Annotated in this window: 18 protein-coding genes and 1 pseudogene; 9 read left to right on the top strand and 10 right to left on the bottom strand. The window is 62.1% G+C overall.

Annotation, left to right across the window (positions count from 1 at the left end; all coding sequences use genetic code 11):
- The first annotated feature begins 19 nt into the window (after positions 1–19).
- From Q0R02_RS05590 to Q0R02_RS05580, 3 genes are all read left to right on the top strand, one after another.
- Complete coding sequence (locus Q0R02_RS05590; RefSeq protein WP_293881531.1) at positions 20–811, top strand: MotA/TolQ/ExbB proton channel family protein; 792 nt, start codon at positions 20–22, stop codon at positions 809–811.
- 104 nt (positions 812–915) lie between these two features.
- Positions 916–1,389, top strand: coding sequence for a biopolymer transporter ExbD (locus tag Q0R02_RS05585; protein WP_293881530.1), 474 nt, complete (start codon positions 916–918; stop codon positions 1,387–1,389).
- Positions 1,390–1,426: 37 nt separating this feature from the next.
- Positions 1,427–1,858 carry a biopolymer transporter ExbD gene (locus Q0R02_RS05580; protein ID WP_293881529.1) on the top strand — a complete coding sequence of 144 codons (432 nt, stop codon included), beginning with the start codon at positions 1,427–1,429 and terminating at the stop codon, positions 1,856–1,858.
- Positions 1,859–2,135: 277 nt separating this feature from the next.
- Here Q0R02_RS05580 and Q0R02_RS05575 read toward each other — a convergent pair whose 3' ends face one another.
- The 8 genes from Q0R02_RS05575 to Q0R02_RS05540 all read right to left on the bottom strand — a co-directional run bounded on the left by Q0R02_RS05575 (position 2,136) and on the right by Q0R02_RS05540 (position 10,138).
- A complete protein-coding gene (locus Q0R02_RS05575; RefSeq protein WP_293881528.1) occupies positions 2,136–3,974 on the bottom strand; it encodes an ABC transporter transmembrane domain-containing protein in 1,839 nt (612 codons plus the stop codon).
- Positions 3,975–4,066: 92 nt separating this feature from the next.
- On the bottom strand, positions 4,067–4,552 hold the full coding sequence (locus Q0R02_RS05570) for a pyridoxamine 5'-phosphate oxidase family protein (RefSeq protein ID WP_293881527.1): 486 nt from the start codon (positions 4,550–4,552) through the stop codon (positions 4,067–4,069).
- An 82-nt stretch (positions 4,553–4,634) separates the two neighbouring features.
- Complete coding sequence (locus tag Q0R02_RS05565; protein WP_293881526.1) at positions 4,635–5,813, bottom strand: acetyl-CoA C-acyltransferase; 1,179 nt, start codon at positions 5,811–5,813, stop codon at positions 4,635–4,637.
- 52 nt (positions 5,814–5,865) lie between these two features.
- The gene (locus Q0R02_RS05560; protein ID WP_293881525.1) at positions 5,866–6,324 is read right to left on the bottom strand and encodes a MaoC family dehydratase; all 459 of its coding nucleotides are present in this window, start codon (positions 6,322–6,324) and stop codon (positions 5,866–5,868) included.
- Positions 6,325–6,448: 124 nt separating this feature from the next.
- The gene (locus tag Q0R02_RS05555) at positions 6,449–7,576 is read right to left on the bottom strand and encodes a mechanosensitive ion channel domain-containing protein (RefSeq protein WP_293881524.1); all 1,128 of its coding nucleotides are present in this window, start codon (positions 7,574–7,576) and stop codon (positions 6,449–6,451) included.
- Entirely contained in the window at positions 7,576–8,571 is a 996-nt protein-coding gene (locus Q0R02_RS05550; RefSeq protein ID WP_293881523.1) for a DNA topoisomerase IB, read from the bottom strand. Before Q0R02_RS05550 ends, Q0R02_RS05555 begins: the two co-directional genes overlap by 1 nt.
- A 69-nt stretch (positions 8,572–8,640) precedes the next feature.
- On the bottom strand, positions 8,641–9,999 hold the full coding sequence (locus Q0R02_RS05545) for a putative O-glycosylation ligase, exosortase A system-associated (RefSeq protein WP_293881522.1): 1,359 nt from the start codon (positions 9,997–9,999) through the stop codon (positions 8,641–8,643).
- On the bottom strand, positions 9,992–10,138 hold the full coding sequence (locus tag Q0R02_RS05540; RefSeq protein ID WP_293881521.1) for a hypothetical protein: 147 nt from the start codon (positions 10,136–10,138) through the stop codon (positions 9,992–9,994). The genes Q0R02_RS05545 and Q0R02_RS05540 overlap by 8 nt, the downstream gene beginning before the upstream one ends.
- 66 nt (positions 10,139–10,204) lie before the next feature.
- On the opposite strand from Q0R02_RS05540, the gene Q0R02_RS05535 reads away from it, so the two are divergent.
- Both Q0R02_RS05535 and Q0R02_RS05530 read left to right on the top strand, forming a co-directional pair.
- Entirely contained in the window at positions 10,205–11,416 is a 1,212-nt protein-coding gene (locus tag Q0R02_RS05535; protein WP_293881520.1) for a TIGR04063 family PEP-CTERM/XrtA system glycosyltransferase, read from the top strand.
- Between the two features lie 2 nt (positions 11,417–11,418).
- Positions 11,419–12,231, top strand: a complete 813-nt coding sequence (locus Q0R02_RS05530) for a hypothetical protein (RefSeq protein ID WP_293881519.1) — start codon at positions 11,419–11,421, stop codon at positions 12,229–12,231.
- On the opposite strand, the gene Q0R02_RS05525 is transcribed toward Q0R02_RS05530, so the two are convergent.
- Complete coding sequence (locus Q0R02_RS05525) at positions 12,228–12,524, bottom strand: hypothetical protein (RefSeq protein WP_293881518.1); 297 nt, start codon at positions 12,522–12,524, stop codon at positions 12,228–12,230. The genes Q0R02_RS05530 and Q0R02_RS05525 overlap by 4 nt on opposite strands.
- A gap of 263 nt (positions 12,525–12,787) precedes the next feature.
- On the opposite strand from Q0R02_RS05525, the gene Q0R02_RS05520 reads away from it, so the two are divergent.
- Entirely contained in the window at positions 12,788–13,453 is a 666-nt protein-coding gene (locus Q0R02_RS05520; RefSeq protein ID WP_293881517.1) for a S24 family peptidase, read from the top strand.
- On the opposite strand, the gene Q0R02_RS05515 is transcribed toward Q0R02_RS05520, so the two are convergent.
- Positions 13,454–13,624 (bottom strand): hypothetical protein, encoded by a 171-nt coding sequence (locus Q0R02_RS05515; RefSeq protein WP_293881516.1) that lies wholly within the window; start codon positions 13,622–13,624, stop codon positions 13,454–13,456.
- 175 nt (positions 13,625–13,799) lie between these two features.
- Between Q0R02_RS05515 and Q0R02_RS05510 the strand changes: the two genes are divergently transcribed.
- The 3 genes and pseudogenes from Q0R02_RS05510 to Q0R02_RS05500 form a co-directional block, all read left to right on the top strand.
- Positions 13,800–14,009, top strand: coding sequence for a hypothetical protein (locus Q0R02_RS05510; protein ID WP_293881515.1), 210 nt, complete (start codon positions 13,800–13,802; stop codon positions 14,007–14,009).
- 51 nt (positions 14,010–14,060) lie between these two features.
- Entirely contained in the window at positions 14,061–16,013 is a 1,953-nt protein-coding gene (locus Q0R02_RS05505; protein ID WP_293881514.1) for an autotransporter assembly complex family protein, read from the top strand.
- Positions 16,010–16,794, top strand: a pseudogene (locus tag Q0R02_RS05500) (translocation/assembly module TamB); the annotation flags it as partial. The gene Q0R02_RS05505 and the pseudogene Q0R02_RS05500, both read left to right, overlap by 4 nt.

Raw genomic sequence — 16,794 nt, 5'->3', positions numbered from 1 at the left:
TCAAGGGAATAAACGAAACATGTTGATCCAGATCATCGCAGCCGGCCAGGTCGCTGCAGGCGAGGCAGCGGGCTCTCACGAAGCGAAATTCGGCCTGACCGCCGCTCTGAAACAGGGTGGCGCACTGACATGGGGCGTGTTCCTCATTCTCGTGGCTATGTTCATGATTTCGCTCTACATCCTGTTCGCCAAGCTGTGGGAACAGCAAAAGATTATCAACGAGGGCAAAAAGGTTCGCGCCGCGTTTTGGAATGCGACCAGCCTGAAGGAAGCCGCGTCGAAACTCGACAAGGACAGCGCCTATCGCCAGATCGTCGACGACGGCCTGCGCGCTCAGGACCAGCACACGCTGCTGACCGATCCGGTCGACGCGCATGACTGGACCCAGATGTCGCTGTCGCGCACCCGCGCTGCGATCGATTCGAAGCTGAAGTCCGGCCTCGCATTCCTGGCGACCACGGGTTCGACCGCACCGTTTATCGGTCTGTTCGGCACCGTCATCGGTATTCTCGGCGCTCTGCTGGCTATCGGTACGGCTGGCCAGGCGTCGATCGACACCGTTGCTGGTCCGGTCGGTGAAGCGCTCATTATGACCGCCATCGGCCTCGCCGTCGCGGTTCCTGCCGTGCTTGCCTACAACTGGCTCCAGAGCCGCAACAAGATGATCTCGGAAAACCTTGGTACGTTTACGAACGATGTCCACGGCTGGATGGCTTCGGGCGGCGCGGTCAAGCCTTCGGCCGGCGCGCGTGTTGCGGCCAAGCCGATGGCACCTGCCAAGCCTGCTCCAACAGCGCCAATCAAGGCCTGATATCCGGCGCCGGTTATCTCAAAACCGGTGCCAACTAGATGCTCTACCAACCATGAAGGGGGGCGCTCGGCCCCCCGATTTCCCGAACGGGACAGGATCGTTATATGTCAATGAGTGTAGGTGGCGACGAAGGCGACGACCAGCCGATGTCGGACATCAACACGACACCGCTCGTCGATGTCATGTTGGTCATGCTGATCATATTTCTGATCACCATTCCGGCGATCGTACAAAAGATTCCGCTTGAGCTGCCCAAGGTCCGGTTCGATCCGACGACCACCAAGCCCGAGAACGTGTCGCTGTCGATCAAGGCCAGTTCGAATGGAGCTTGCCAGGTTTACTGGGGCCAGTCCCCCGTCGACTCGACTGAGCTGCTCGATCGCGCCGTCAAGAAGTTGAAGGATGAAATCGCGCGGCAGGGCGGCGTCGATGCGCCGGGCCTCGAACTTCCCGAAGCGCACATCCGTGGCGACATCAACACGCCATGGCGGTGCATCGCCGGACCAATCTATAATTTCCAGATGGCCGGTTTCACAAAGGTCGGATTTATTTCGGAGCCACCACCGAACGGCGGCTGACCGCAACCGACTGACAAGATTTTGAGGAGTTTGCCCGATGGCAATGAGTACCGGCGGTAATGACGATGATCCGATGATGGAAATGAACACGACGCCGTTGATCGACGTCATGCTCGTGCTCCTCGTCATGCTCATAATCACGATTCCGATCCAGACGCACGCCGTGAAGATCGATCTTCCCGCGAACAACCCGAACCAGCCTAAGCCACCGATCGACCCGGTGGTGAACAAGCTGTCGATCGATCCCGCAGGCACGATCCTGTGGAATGCGACGCCGATCGATATGGCGACGTTGCGTGATTATCTCGGGCGCACCCGGGACATGGCTCCCGAGCCCGAACTGCATGTCCAGCCCGATCCGCAATCGCGCTACGATGTTGCAGACCGCGTGTTCGCCGAGATCAAGCGGGCCAAGGTTTCCAAGATGGGTTTTGTCGGCAACGAGCAATATGCCCAGTTCGCCAAATAGGGCTTACCCCTGCTGAACCAGCGAGAGACTAGAAAACAAGGCGCGCTGGCAACAGCGCGCCTTTCTTGTGCCTGCCGTGGGTAGCGGCGGGATACAGTGTTCCGCATCCAGGACCTTCTCTTTGCCCGCCAGTGCGCCGTCGTCCGCTGCAGTGGCGGCAGCACTAGACTGGCCGTCAGCCCGGCAAAGCTCTGGGTCCAGAGGGCAGCCCGACACCGTAAGCGCTCGAACCCCGCACGGTCTCCGGACTTGGCCGGAGTAACAATCACTGACGCAATCAGGCCGCCATGCCCTCAAACTGCAACCTCGCCAGTCGTGCGTAAAGCCCATCCGACCGGCTCAACGAGTCATGATTGCCCTCTTCGACAATCCGGCCGTCGCTCATCACGATGATCCGGTCGGCGGCGCGCACTGTTGCGAGGCGGTGGGCGATTACGATCGTGGTGCGGTTTTCCATCAACCGATCGAGCGCGTCCTGAACCAGCCGCTCACTTTCTGCGTCGAGAGCCGATGTCGCCTCATCAAGCAAAAGGATCGGGGCGTTGCGTAAGATCGCGCGGGCGATGGCCAGCCGTTGCCGTTGCCCACCCGATAGCCGTGCGCCACCCTCGCCCATGAACGTGTCGAGGCCGTCGGGCAGTTTGCGCAGGAACTCCGCGGCATTGGCGGCTTCTGCTGCCGACCAGAGGGCATCGTCATCGGCATCCCACCGGCCATAGCGCAGATTGTCGCGGGCGCTGGCGGCAAAGATCACCGTTTCCTGCGGCACCATGGCGATGCGCGCGCGAACCCAGGCGGGGTCGGTAAGCGGCAGGGCGACGCCGTCGACGCTGACCGTTCCCGCAGCGGGGTCATAGAAGCGCTGGATCAATTGAAACAAGGTCGTCTTGCCCGCCCCCGAGGGCCCGACGACCGCGACTGTTTCCCCTGGTGCGACGTCGAGAGAAAAGTCCACCAGTGCGCTGACGTCGGGGCGCGTTGGGTAGCGAAACTCGACATGCGAAAACGACACGCGTCCCTGCGCCGGTTCGGGCAGCGGAATCGGCAGAGCGGGTGCCGCAATCGAAGGGCGCTCGTTCAGCAACTCGGCCAGCCGACCGGCGGCTGCCGATCCGCGTAACAAGTCGCCGTAAACCTCGGTCAAGGCACCGAAAGCGCCCGCGACCAGCCCGCCGGTCAAGACGAAAGCGGCAATGCTTCCTCCGGTCAGCTTGCCCGCCATGACGTCCAGCGCGCCTTGCCACATGACGAGCGTGATAGCCCCGAAAATCAGCGTGATGACAACTGCGGTCATCACCGAGCGGAGCGCAATTCGCCGCTGTGCGGTCGAAAACGTGTTTTCCACGGCGTCGCGGAAGCGACCGACTTCGCGATCCTGCTGCCCGAAAGCCTGAACGATCTTCATCGCGCCCAGCGTTTCCGACGCAATCGAACCGACATCGGCGATCCGATCCTGACTCTGGCGTGAAATCCGCTCAAGCCGACGGCCAAGCACAACGATCGGGAGAACAATGACGGGAATACCGATAAGTAACAGGGCCGTCAGGCGCGGCGCGACCGAAAACAGATAGCCGATCCCGCCAACACCGATGACGATATTACGCAGCGCCACCGATACCGTCGTGCCGACCACCTGTTCGATGATCGACGTGTCGGCGGTGAGGCGCGACGCGATCTCCGACGGACGATTCTCCTCAAAAAAACTTGGTGACAGCGTGACCAAGTTGCGCTGCACGGCGGCGCGCAGATCGGCGATGACGCGCTCGCCCAGCCAGGACACGAAGTAAAAGCGGGTAGCCGTTGCCAGCGCCAGCACGACGACCGTCGCCAACAGGAGTTCGAACCAGAAATTAATTCCGACATCGAGATACTGGCCCAACGAGCCCTTAAGCATTACCAGCATCGGCGACCTTATCGGCGCTGCTGCGGTATGGCCGCCGAACCCCTGGTCGATGACCTGTTGGAAACCCGCCGGAATCGCAAGTGTCGCCGCCGCAGCGACAATTAACGCCAGGCAAGCCCCGGCGATGCGCCACGGATATTGGAGCGCAAATCCCCAGACGATTTTAAGATTTCCGAGCTTGCGGCTGTTCGACACGTCAGGGTTTTTTGCCATTCGCCGCGCCTAGCAGCGTTATGGCAGCGTCTCAACCGGGATCGCAGCGGTGCCCGGCCTCCGCCAACAGGGCGGAAGTCGGGCATAATAGCTTAGAGCGTTACCTCGGCCACCTTGTCCTTATAGTCCTTCTTGGGATCGATCCCGACCAGCATCTTGATCCCGGCCACGATGCTGGATGCGTCGATCCAGATTTCGGCCTGATCGGGGTTCAGGCGGATCAGCGCAATCTTCGGATCATCCTTGCTCTCATACCACGCCGCTACGAAGGGGTTCCAAAGCCGGTCGATGGTGGCCCGGTCGGTTGACGTCGTCAGGTCACCGTGGACGGTTGCCCAGACATCATGGCCTTTGGACACGAAATGCGCCATCGCACGCGCACCCTGTCCGACGCCTGTATAAAGATGATTGTCCGTTGCGGTGAAGAACCAGATCGGGCCACCCTCGTCGCCTTCGATTTGCGCGGTCATCGGGCGGGCGTGGCCGTCTTCACCTTCGGCGAGTCCGAGGAACATCGTCCGGTCGGATTTCAGCGCCTTCCAGAATTTTGCCGTGATAATTGCGTCGTCCGCCATCATATCGTCTCCATTGACTACGGAAACAAAACGGGTGGGATGGCAAGCCGTTCCCCCCAACCCAATTGGGCCGGGGGGCGCGAAGTTAAAGGACCTCGAACAAGCCGGCGGCACCCATGCCACCGCCGATACACATGGTGACGACCACATATTTGGCCCCACGCCGCTTGCCCTCGATCAGCGCGTGGCCGGTCGCCCGTGCTCCCGTCATGCCATAAGGATGGCCGATCGAGATCGCGCCGCCCGAGACATTCAGCAATTCATTTGGGATGCCAAGCTTGTCGCGGCAATAAAGCACCTGGACAGCAAACGCCTCGTTCAGTTCCCACAGACCGATATCGTCCATTTTCAGATTGAATTGCTTCAACAGCTTTGGAATGGCAATGACCGGGCCGATCCCCATCTCGTCGGGTTCGGTGCCGCCGACTGCGATGCCGACGTACCGACCGAGCGGCGTCAGGCCACGACGTTCGGCCATCTTGGCTTCCATCAGCACCGACGATGAGGAACCGTCGGACAACTGGCTGGCATTGCCTGCGGTGATCGTGAAATCGGGACCCATGACCGGGGGTAGCGACTTCAGACCATCGAGCGTTGTTTCGGGACGATTGCCTTCGTCCTTGGCAAGGGTAACCTCGCGGTAGGAGACCTCTTTGGTTTCCTTGTTCACGACCGCCATGTTGGCCGTGACGCTGACGATTTCCTGGTCGTAATATCCGGCGGCCTGCGCGGCGGCAGTGCGCTGTTGCGACTGGAGCGCATATTCGTCCATCGCGTCGCGACTGATGCCATAACGCTTGGCAACGACTTCGGCGGTTTGCAGCATCGGCATATAAACGTCGTGGTGCATCTTAACGAGTTCGGGATCGGGAGCGACGCGCATCTGCGGGGTCTGCACCAGCGAGATGGACTCGACGCCGCCGCCGATGGTGATGTCCATGTTGTCCACGATGATCTGCTTGGCGGCGGTTGCGATGGCCATCAAACCCGACGAGCATTGACGGTCGATCGACATGCCCGACACACTGACCGGCAGCCCGGCGCGGAGGAGCGCAGTGCGGGCGATGTTGCCAGCCTGGTGACCCTGCTGCAACGCGCAGCCGAAAACCACGTCATCAACTTCGGCACCGTCGATCCCGGCGCGTTCCACCGCGGCCTTGATCGAATAACCACCCAGGGTTGGCGCAGGCGTGGCGTTGAAGGCGCCGCGATAGGCGCGACCGATGGGCGTCCGGGCGGTCGATACGATAAGGGCGTCGCGCATGATCAGGGTCCTGTTATTGTTGATGTCGGTCGTAAAAACGTGGGGTTGTAGCTCAAGTGAAAATCTGGGTGATCCATTCCGCAATCAGGGCGGGCTTGTCCTCGCCTTCGATCTCAGCGGTGAATTCGACCGTCTGTTGAAACTGGCCGGGACGCTTTTCGGCGAATTCCAGCAACCTGAAATGTCCGCGGATATTCTTGCCCGAACGGACGGGGGCTAGGAAACGGCATTTGTTGCCCCCATAATTGACGCCCATCCTGACATTGTCGAGCCTGGGCAAGACCGTCCTTTCCATCAGGATCGGCATCAGGGACAGCGTCAGAAAACCATGGGCGATGGTGCCCCCGAACGGCGTCTGCGCAGCGCGTTGTGGATCGATATGGATAAACTGGTGGTCGCCGGTGGCATCGGCAAACTTGTCGATCATCGCCTGGTCGACGCAGAGCCAGTCGGATACGCCGACCACCTGGCCGATCATGGCCATCAGTTCATCGGCGGTAACGCTGGGCATCCAAGTTCCTGTCGTTCGCCGGGTCGTGGTTGGCCCCTGACGCAGGGCAGTTACCGCTTTGCGGGCGACCAAGTCAAAAATTGCGGTTTCCGCAACGTCCGATTTACTGTTGGCGCAGGGCGAATCACACCGGGGCGCGCGCATCCGTGGCAGGCGCAATATCAGCGACATTGGTGCCCGGCATCAGGTCGGGCAAGGCAGCTTGAAAACTGAAGGCGATGCCCGCCTTTTGCAGGACGTCGACCGCTCCGGCGATGACGGCGTGCCGGGCGGCATCGCGCACCTCGATTGCGCCCTTGGTAACGTGGAACATCAGCTCGACCTTGATCGCATTGTCACCGAACGCATTGAGCCAGGCATGGTCGAACCGGCAATCGGGCACGCCTTCGACGACCGCGCGGAGCAGGTCGGGGATGGTGGCTAGACTGGCCCCCGGATTGGCGTAGTGCAGCGGCAGGGTCAGCACCACGCGACGTTCCGCAATACCGTGCATGTTGTGAATTTGCGTGTCGAGCAGCTTGTTGTTCGACATGATGATCTGTTCACCGTCGATTGAGCGGATGCGCGTCGTCTTCAGGCCGATCGCTTCGACCCTGCCGGTGGTGTCGCCGAACCTGATCGTCTCACCGACGCGAAACGGCCGGTCGAACAGAATGGCGAGCGCGCCGAACAGGTCCTTGAAAATGCCCTGTGCCGCCAGCCCGATCGCGATGCCGCCAACGCCGAGGCCCGCCACCAGCCCGGTGACGTTGACGCCAAGGTTCGACAGGATGAGGACCAGCGCGATCGAAAATACTGCCGCGGTCACCAGCAGGCGAATGATGGTCAGCGCGCTGCCCAGCGTTTCATGCCCGCTGGCCCGATGTTCAATGCTGCCGAGGATCAGTTCACGGACAAAGATCGCGGATTGCAGCGTCGCGGCGATGACGAACAGGAAATAAATGGTGTGCGCCAGATCCTGGGGTGCGTGGGCATAGGTCGCGACGATCTGAGCAGCGGCGACGATCATGAACCAGACGCGCGTGGTCGCCAGCGCCTTGCCGATAACCGAGCGCCACCGGCTACGAGCCGGATCACCGCGGCACAGGCGTTCGCCCAGCAGCTTTGCGCCGAACAGGATGGCGACAATAACCGCCCCCAATATTGCGGCTAGCAGGATCTGGGCACTGTGGCTGGTCAGCCAGGCAAAGCTGTCGTTCCACAATTGTACGATCCGCTCGGCGAGCGAGGGTAGTTTGGCAGTGCTATTCATCAGGCGGCTTTGGATACAGCCTTCGCTCCCGCGTCAAGCAGTTCGATCAGCGCGCGTTCTGCCGGTTGCAGCCAACGCGTCTTGCGCGGCAAGCGAAGCGCGTCGGTCACTGCCCCCGTGGCGTGTTCCAGCACAGTGGGGTGGACGTAGGACTTGCGCGCGATCGTCGGGGTGTTGCCGAGTGCGGCGGCGACGGGTTCCAGCAACTCGGCCAGCTTGACCTTGACGCCCGAGGCGGCCGTGCTGACCACGTGCTCCAGTGCGATCACGCTCGCGCTCCAGGTGCGGAAATGCTTGGCGGTAAAATCGTCGCCCATCGCCTCGCGGATATAGGCGTTGACCTCCGCCGAGCCGACTGACCGAACTTCGCCAGCGCCGTCACGGTATTGGAACAGGTGCTGGCCGGGCAGGTCCTGCACGCGGCGGACGACACGGCTGAGGCCCTTGTCGGTGATCGTCAGTTTTCGCATGACGCCCGACTTCGCACGATATTGCAGGTTGAGGCGCTGGCCCGCGACCTTGACGTGGCGGTTGCGGAGTGTGGTCGCGCCAAAGCTCTTGTTCGATTGCGCATAGGCTTCGTTGCCGACACGCAGATGCCCGATGTCCAGCAGACGGACGACGGCGGCGATAACGGTATCGCGGTCGGTGGCATTGCCAGCCAGATCACGCTCGACCCGCGCACGAAGCAGCGGCAGGGCGCGACCGAAGGCCGAACACTTGTCGTATTTCGCCGCATCCTGGGCCGCGCGAAACCCGACATGATAGCGATATTGCTTCCGCCCCCGCGCGTCATAACCGATCGCCTGGATATGGCCGTCGGGCGATGGGCAAAACCACGCGTCGCGATACGCGGGGGGCAGCGCGATCTTGTTCAACCGGTCGATCTCGTCCCGGTCGGTGATCCGCATCCCCTTGGCATCCCAATAGCCCCAGCCATGCCGCATTTTCCTGCGGGTGATGCCGGGCAGTTCAGGATCGACAAAAGATATCATTTCGGGAGCGCCTCGCTTGCGGTAACAGCTTTACGAAACCCGCCTGTGCAAGGGTCGTTCCATGTTCGATCAGGCGGGGCTGGCCTCGGTCCGGCCAGGGGACGCAAAACCGGTGGTGGACTTCGCCTCCCGGGCGCGCCGTGTGGCATAGGTATCGAGGCCGATCTGCAGCCCGATCAGCATATAGGCGAACGGCTGGAACGCGATGCCGACGAACAGCGACCCGATCAGGTAAATCAACTGCGCCTGCTGAAGCGCGATGGCGAGGCTGGATATCCAGACATCGTCGACACTCTTGCGATAGCGCGCGCGCAGTATCTCCATGCGTAACAGGCCGGTCAGGTGGATCGCCAGCCACAGCGCGAGCCCCGGATATCCCTGTTCGCCCAGCATCTCGAAATACGACGAGTGATAGGCGCGCGCCTGGTCGTATTCGATAACGGTCGAGGTGGCCTGTTGCTCGCCCGTCGTCACCGTTTCATGCTTGACGAGACGCAGCTTGTTCTGGCGATAGGCATCGAACCCGCCGCCGAACGGGTGATCCTTCGCATAGCCGATCGTCCACTGCCACACCGCGATCCGGGTCGATGCCGACGAATCTGCCTGATAGCCCTGAATGGTATTCATCCGTGTCGTGAAACTGGCCGGGAGCAGCGGCACCGCGATCAGCGCGGCGGCACCGATGGCACCCAGATACAGCACGCGCCGCTTTGTTTGCCGCAGGAAAGTCACCCCCAGCACGCCGATGCAGATCAGCCCTGTGCGCGCCTGCGTGCCGATGGGGATCAGCAGGCAGGCAAAGGCCAGGGCGGCGGCAAAGCCGCGCACGCGCCAGTCGGGCGCATAAATCGTTCCATACCGCGCCAGCCACGCGATCAGCGGGACGATGGCAATCGCAAAGGTCGACAGGATGCTCCCCTCGTAAAGGCCGCTATTGCTGTCCATCATCAGGTTCAGCGCGCCATAGCCCCCGCCACCCGCCAGCGTCTTGATGCCCCCAACAATGATGATCGACCCTGCGGACAAGACCATGAACAGCACCAGCGATTCGATGCGGAGGCGGGTGCGTAGCGTCAGCGGCAGGAAAATGGCAAAGGCCAGCGCCTTCCATACCCAGCTCCATTTGTCGGCGGCCTCGATCGGGAAATCGGCCTGCGTGGTGGTAATGCCGCAATAGATCAGCAACATCGCCAGCAGCACCTGTCGCGGCGCAAACCGGGTGTCCCGCTTGTCGTCGACCATCGCCCAGGCCCCGACCGCGAGACACACCAGAATCAGGGACACGGGCACGCTGTTCAGCAGGATATAGGTCAGCCGTTGTGGCGAGACGATGTCGACATAGACATAGGCGAGCACAAACAGGAACGGACGCTTGAAGCCCATGCCGATCAGCGCCAGCAGGAACCCGACGAAGGCAAGATCACGCATCGCGGTTCCGGCCCCAACCGCGCGGGCGTTCGGTGGCGTCGGGGTTGTTTTCGCCGTCGAGGTCGGGTCGCGCCATCAGCTTCCACGCGGCATACAACAGCAGCGCATGGGTCAGGCCAAGGGAGAAATTGTCGATCATTGCTTCCCGCCCCTAGAACATTGCAGTTGACGCGGCATTAAGCCCATTGTGCCAAAGCGAATGAATATGCGCATCCTTCACATTCTCGATCACAGCCTGCCATTGCACAGCGGCTATACTTTCCGCACGCGCGCCATCATGAAGGCGCAAGGGGCGAGCGGACTGATCGTGCGCGGGGTGACCGGTTTGCGGCAAGAGGACCAGGCGCCCGCCGGTGTGTATGATGGGTTGACCTTCGACCGGACGCCACCGGTTGCCACACATCGTAAATTCCTGCGCGAGCTGGGAGAGATTTCGGCCTTTGCCGGGCGCATCGACGATGTGGTCGACGCCTTCAGGCCCGACATATTGCACGCCCACTCGCCCGTCCTCGATGCGATGGCGGCGTTGCGCGTGGCAAAACGACGGCAGTTGCCGCTGCTTTATGAAATTCGCGCCTTCTGGGAAGATGCGGCGGTCGGCAATGGCGCTGACCGTCAGGGGTCGCTGCGGTATCGCGCGATCCGGGGATTGGAGACGCTGGCCGTGCGGCGCGCCGATGCGGTGGCAGTGATCTGCGAGGGGTTGCGCGGCGACCTGATTGCGCGCGGGATTGCGCCGGACAAGATCATGGTGTCACCCAACGGCGTTGACCTGGGGATGTTCGGAAAGCCGGTAAAGCCCGACCCGGCGCTGGTCCGTCGTCTGGGGCTGGCAGGGGCCGATGTCGTCGGCTTCATCGGGAGCTATTACGACTATGAGGGGCTGGACGACCTGATCGCTGCGATGCCTGCGCTGGTTGCCGTGCGACCGAGCGCAAAACTGCTGCTGGTCGGCGGCGGTCCGATGGAGGCCGCGCTCCACGCCCAGGCCGCAGCGTCGCCGGTCGCCGACAGCATATGTTTTGTCGGACGCGTGCCGCACGATCAGGTCGAACGCTATTACAGCCTGATCGACGTGCTGGCTTATCCGCGCAAAAAGATGCGGCTGACCGATCTGGTCACGCCGCTGAAACCGCTGGAGGCGATGGCGCAGGGCAGACTGGTGGCGGCCTCCGACGTCGGTGGGCATCGCGAACTGATCGAAGATGGCGTGACCGGAACCCTGTTCGCGCCCGATGACCCGGCCGCGATCGCCACGTCATTGGCCGCAATTTTCGCCGATCGCCCGCATTGGGACGCACGGCGTGCAATGGCCCGGAAATTTGTCGAACGCGAACGTAACTGGTCGTCAAACATTTCACGTTACCAACCGGTTTATCAAAAGCTCGCCTCAAACCGGCAGCAACAGGATCGATGACCATGGCGACATTATCACGACGCGCGGCACGCACGCCCCTGGCACCGGTGGTGGCCGGCATGTTCGCAACTGCGGCGGCGATCCTGGTGATTGCCATCCCCTCATGGCTGTTCGACCGGACCGTCGCGCAAAGTGGATTGCCGACGATCCTGTCATTTGCCGCACCCCCGCTGGGCATGACGGCGCGCGTGCTTGCCGCCGGGCTGGCATTTGGTGTGGTTGGCAGCCTGTTGTGGCTGGCGCTGTCCAATGTCGAGAAATTGGTGAAAGCACACACCGCGCCAAAACTATGGTCCGATGATGGCGCTGCCACCATCGATGAGCCCGTGAAGTTCGAAGGACGCCGCCGCCCGATCTTTGCGCCTGCCGAACTTGGCGCGCCGCTGATGTCGGACGAGGCGATTTCCGATTTGCGCAAGGTCGAACCTGAAGCCGAACCCGAGGCTCCGATCGAACCGCGCCGCCAAAGCGAATGGCTGCCTGTTCTTGAAGTTAAAACCGAACCCGAGCCCGTGCTGGAAGCGCCCCTGAGCGTTGCAGAGTTCGATTTGCCACCCTCCGACGAACCGGACGATGGCGACACTTCGATCCAGGCGCTTATCCGTCGACTTGAATCGGGCCTGGCTCGACGCGCGGCGAACGATCCCGGCCCGGATTCGCCGAATTCGGTTGCAGCGCCACTGGCATTGTCGAAGGACTGGATCGTCCATGACAATGAACAACTGCCCGCCCCGGATTCCCCTCCGGTCCGGAATGGCGACGACGAGAACATGCGCCAGGCGCTCGGCACGCTGAAAAAGTTCGTTTCACGCTAGGCTTCGGCAATCGTCAGCGCGCGCAGTCCGATACGTGCGCCATCGGCATGATCATGCCGTTCGGCGACTTCAATATCGGCGACGAAATGTCCGGGCATCGGCAGATCGACCTCGGGCAGGTTTTTCAATAGTTCATCCAGGTCGGCTTGCTGATCGGGCTTGAACCAGATCAAGTGGCGGCTGCCCGTGAACGTCGCGCTCGACCATTTCGTCGTCCGGTGATCGACCGCCGACATCGACCCGAAATAAACGGCCAAGGCACGGATCAGGCGGCTGCTGGCATCGCGGCTCACTTGCGTGACTCGATGAACGCTAGGACGCGCGCGATCATAGCCCGACCGGGCTCCCGGCCCCGTTTCATGTCGTGGACCAGGCGGGGATCGCGCACCGATTCGCGACCGAACCGCGTCGGCGCCATGCCCGTCCGCCGTAAATGAACTTCGATTTCTCGCAACAAGTGCATTTGAAGACTCCCCGACTCCGTGAATAGGTATTTCCCTATCTCATCGGCATTTTCCTACTTGTCTAGGACTTTTCCTATTGGTAAGTGCGTTTAATGGTTGATGCCCGCGAAACCCTTGACAGGCTTATCCGAGAGCGGGGCGAGGACTATGTGTCGCTGTCGCGGCTGATCGGACGCAACGCCGCTTATGTGCAGCAATACATCCGCCGGGGTGTTCCGAAAAAGCTCGACGAAGATGATCGGCGAACGCTTTCACGATATTTCGGCGTCGATGAATCATTGCTTGGCGGTCCGGCCATCTTGCCAACGACCGCCGCCACTGCGCGCACCCGCGGGGCAAGCCACCTGATCGCCATTCCCAAGATCGCTGCGCAGGCGTCGGCAGGTCCGGGGTCGTTGCTCGATTCGGACAGCGTCTCCGGCCAGATCGGCTTCGATGCGAAATGGCTGCGGACGGTGACAGCGAACCCGGCCTCGGTCTCGGTCATCCAGGTTGAGGGAGATTCGATGGTGCCATCGCTGGCCGCTGGCGACGATATCCTGGTCGATCGGTCGGATGGGGCCGACCGGTTGCGCGACGGGATTTATGTCCTGCGGATCGACGATGCCCTGAACGTGAAGCGGCTGGCAATCAATCCGGTGTCTCGCAGCGTGACGATCAAGAGCGACAACATCGCCTATCCGAGCTGGCCCGACTGCGACCTCAGCAAGATCGAATTGATCGGCCGCGTCATATGGGTCGGGCGCAAGCTGCGATAGTCAGCGGCGGTCCTTCAACCAAAGAAGCAGGGCGAGCAATCCGCCCAGCGCCAGCCCGGCGATAAAGCCGATCGTCGGCTGGCCGAAGTGCCGTCCGGTAAACACACCGGCGAACGCACCGATGGCAATGAATATTCCGCCGCTTCGCGTATTTGTAGGAGATTGAGCCATGGCGCTCCTTGCCACAGCCGGGCCCGGATCGCCAGTCAGACCTACCAGCTTGCCAGACCTACCAACTAGCCAGACCTACCAACTAGATGGTCAACCAACTGTTCACCACCCTGATGCGCCATTTGGCAGAACCAACCGGTTATAGGGAACGAACAGCAGAAAATCAGGAAGCCCAATGACGAATCCCTATGTTGCCGACCGCCAGACCGTGGTCGACGCCGATGCCTTGATCCTGGCATTCGGCGACGATGCCGGGTTCGAGGCGGCGACGCGCGCCGAGGACAGCCGCGACCGGGGAAATGTCGTCGCATTCTGTCGCTGGCGGCAGATCGAGCGGCTCATCGCGGTACTGTCCGGCCCGGCAGCCGTTGGCACAATTCACTGACCTTTACGAAAGCAATGGCGGTGGCGCATTTAAGCCGTTAGTTCGGCCACCATGTTTGGTGTTCGTTTGCCGCAGCGCGCAGCGTTTCTCGCGGTTGCGGCCCTGCTTGTCGTTGCCGGTCGACCTGCCTTTGCGCAGGAAACTCTTGCGCTCGATCCGAATTCCCCGATGGCGCCGCTGCCGGATTTGGGTATCCCATGGCCCGACTTGAACACCAAGGACGCGGTCGAGGGCGATGCGCCGGTGAGTGCGGCTCAGACCACCGAAGTGGGCGACGACCAGCGCTATGCCGTCACGGTCGTGGGGCTGGAGGGCATTGGGGGAGCGGTCGAGAGCCGGTTCGATGCGCTGTCGGTCTTGAAATCCGGTCAATCGAAGCGCGCCAATGTTGCCCAAATCGACCGTCGCGCGCGAGACGATGCCGAACTCCTGTCCACCTTGTTGCGTTCGGCGGGCTATTACGATGCGGACATCGACACTTCGGTGGCGCCGGCCGGGGATCGGTTGGCGGTTAAGCTGACGGTCGATCCGGGGCCGCTCTATCGCTTTTCAGAGGTGCAACTCGCAGGGCTCGGCACGACTGATGGCAAGGCAGACGGCCTGCGCGATGCCTTTGGCGTGAAGGTCGACACGCCGGTCGATGCCGATACCGTCGTCGCGGGCGAAGCGGCATTGCGCGAGAAGCTGGGGAGGGAGGGCTTTCCCTTTGCCAAGGTTGCCGAGTCTGAAGTCGTCGTCGATCATGAGACCCGCGTTGCCACGCTGGCGCTGACGGTAGACCCCGGCACCGAACGCAAGTTCGGGGCAATCCGGGTCGCCGGAAAAAAACCGCCGTTCGGCCCCAGACACGTCCAGACGATTGCGCGTTTCCGACCCGGGCAGACCTATGACCAGGCGATGGTCGATGATTTGCGCCGGGGATTGATCGCGACCGGGCTCATCTCGTCGGTAATCCTGGAACCGGTTGCCGTCGGCACCGACACCGTCGATATTTCAACGACGATGGAGCCCGCACCGAAGCGGACGGTCGCGGGCGAAATCGGCTATGGCACAGGCGAGGGCTTTCGCGTCGAAGCAAGCTGGCAGCACCGCAACCTGATCAAGCCCGAGGGCGCGGTGACGTTTCGCGGGGTTGCGGGCACGAAGGAACAGTTGCTCGGCGCAACGTTGCGCATGGGTAATTTCCAACGCCGCGACGTGGTCCTAAACGGCCGCGCCATCGTGAGTCATTCGAACCTTGCCGCCTATGACGCAAATACCATCGAGGTCGGCGCGAACCTGGAGCGGCAGACGAATATCATCTGGCAAAAGAAATGGACCTACAGTTTCGGCTTTGAGCTCATCGCCTCCAATGAACGTGACTTTGTGCCGACGGTCGGGATCGCCCAGCGCCGCACTTTCCTCATCGGCGCGCTGCCGGGGACGCTGGCCTATGACGGCTCGGACGACCTGTTGAACCCGACGCGTGGGTTCCGGCTGGCTGGCAGGGTTTCGCCCGAACTGTCATTGCAGGGGGGGACGTTCGGATATGCTCGCGTGCAGCTGGACGGCAGCTATTACCAGCCCTTCGGCAAGCGGCTTGTGCTGGCCGGGCGGGTCCGTGTGGGCGGGATTGCGGGAGCGTCGCGAGAGGATATCGCCCCGTCGCGGCTGTTCTATTCGGGCGGCGGTGGCTCGGTGCGTGGCTATAGCTATCAGCAGATCGGCCCGCGCAACGTGCTCGATCAACCGATCGGCGGTCGCAGCCTGGCCGAATTCTCGCTGGAGGCGCGCATCAGGCCCTCGCAATTCGGCGGCAATTTTGGGATCGTGCCTTTTCTGGACGGCGGTAACATCTTTCCCACCGCCTATCCAAAGTTGACGGGCCTGCGACTGGGTGCGGGTGTGGGCCTGCGTTATTACTCGAACTTCGGCCCCATCCGCATCGATGTCGGCACGCCGCTCGCCCGGCGACCGGGTGAAACGCCGATCGCGGTTTATGTCTCGCTGGGACAGGCGTTTTGAAGTGGCTGAAGTGGATCTGTGGCGGATTGCTGGCGCTGGTGCTGGTCATTGGCGCGGCCTTCTGGTTGGCCGACACCAGCATTGGGCACCGCTTTATAACCGACCGCATTGCTGCGATCGCACCGACGTCGGGCCTGCGTTTCAAGGTCGGGCGGATCGACGGGTCGATCTATGGCCGGGCCAACCTCCATGACGTCCGCGTGTCCGACAGCACGGGCGTGTTTTTCGAAAGTGGCGACGTCGCGCTCGACTGGTCGCCGTTTGCCTATGTTTCAAACCGGCTGGACATTACCCTCCTGACCGCGCCGACCGCCACCCTGCATCGATTACCCAACCTGAAGCCCACGGGCACTAAGGGACCGATTCTCCCCGGTTTCGACATTCGCATTGGCCGACTGGAAATCACGCGGCTGACCATCGGCGACCGCGTGTCGGGCAAGTCGCGTACCGGCACCTTGTCGGGCAAGGCAGACATTCGCAATGGCCGGGCGATGGTTGCGCTGGATGCGCGCGCCGCGGGCGACCAACTCGCTTTCCGGCTCGATGCCGAACCCGATCGTAACAAGTTCGACGTTGGAGCCGCCTTGAACGCGCCGGCTGGCGGTGTGTTCGGAGCGATCATCGGGACGCCGCGCCCCGTGAAGCTCCGGCTGGGCGGGCAGGGCAGCTGGACCGACTGGCACGGCAGCCTGACCGCCGACGCATCGGGTGCGGGGATCGCGGCGCTCGCCCTGACCGCGCGCAGCGGCCGCTACGATCTCGACGGCCGCATTTCGCCGTC

The sequence above is a fragment of the Sphingomonas sp. genome (assembly GCF_025353885.1).
Classification (GTDB): domain Bacteria; phylum Pseudomonadota; class Alphaproteobacteria; order Sphingomonadales; family Sphingomonadaceae; genus Sphingomonas_O.
The sequence above is the reverse complement of the archived record's forward strand: the minus strand, read 5'-3'. Positions and strand labels throughout refer to the sequence as shown.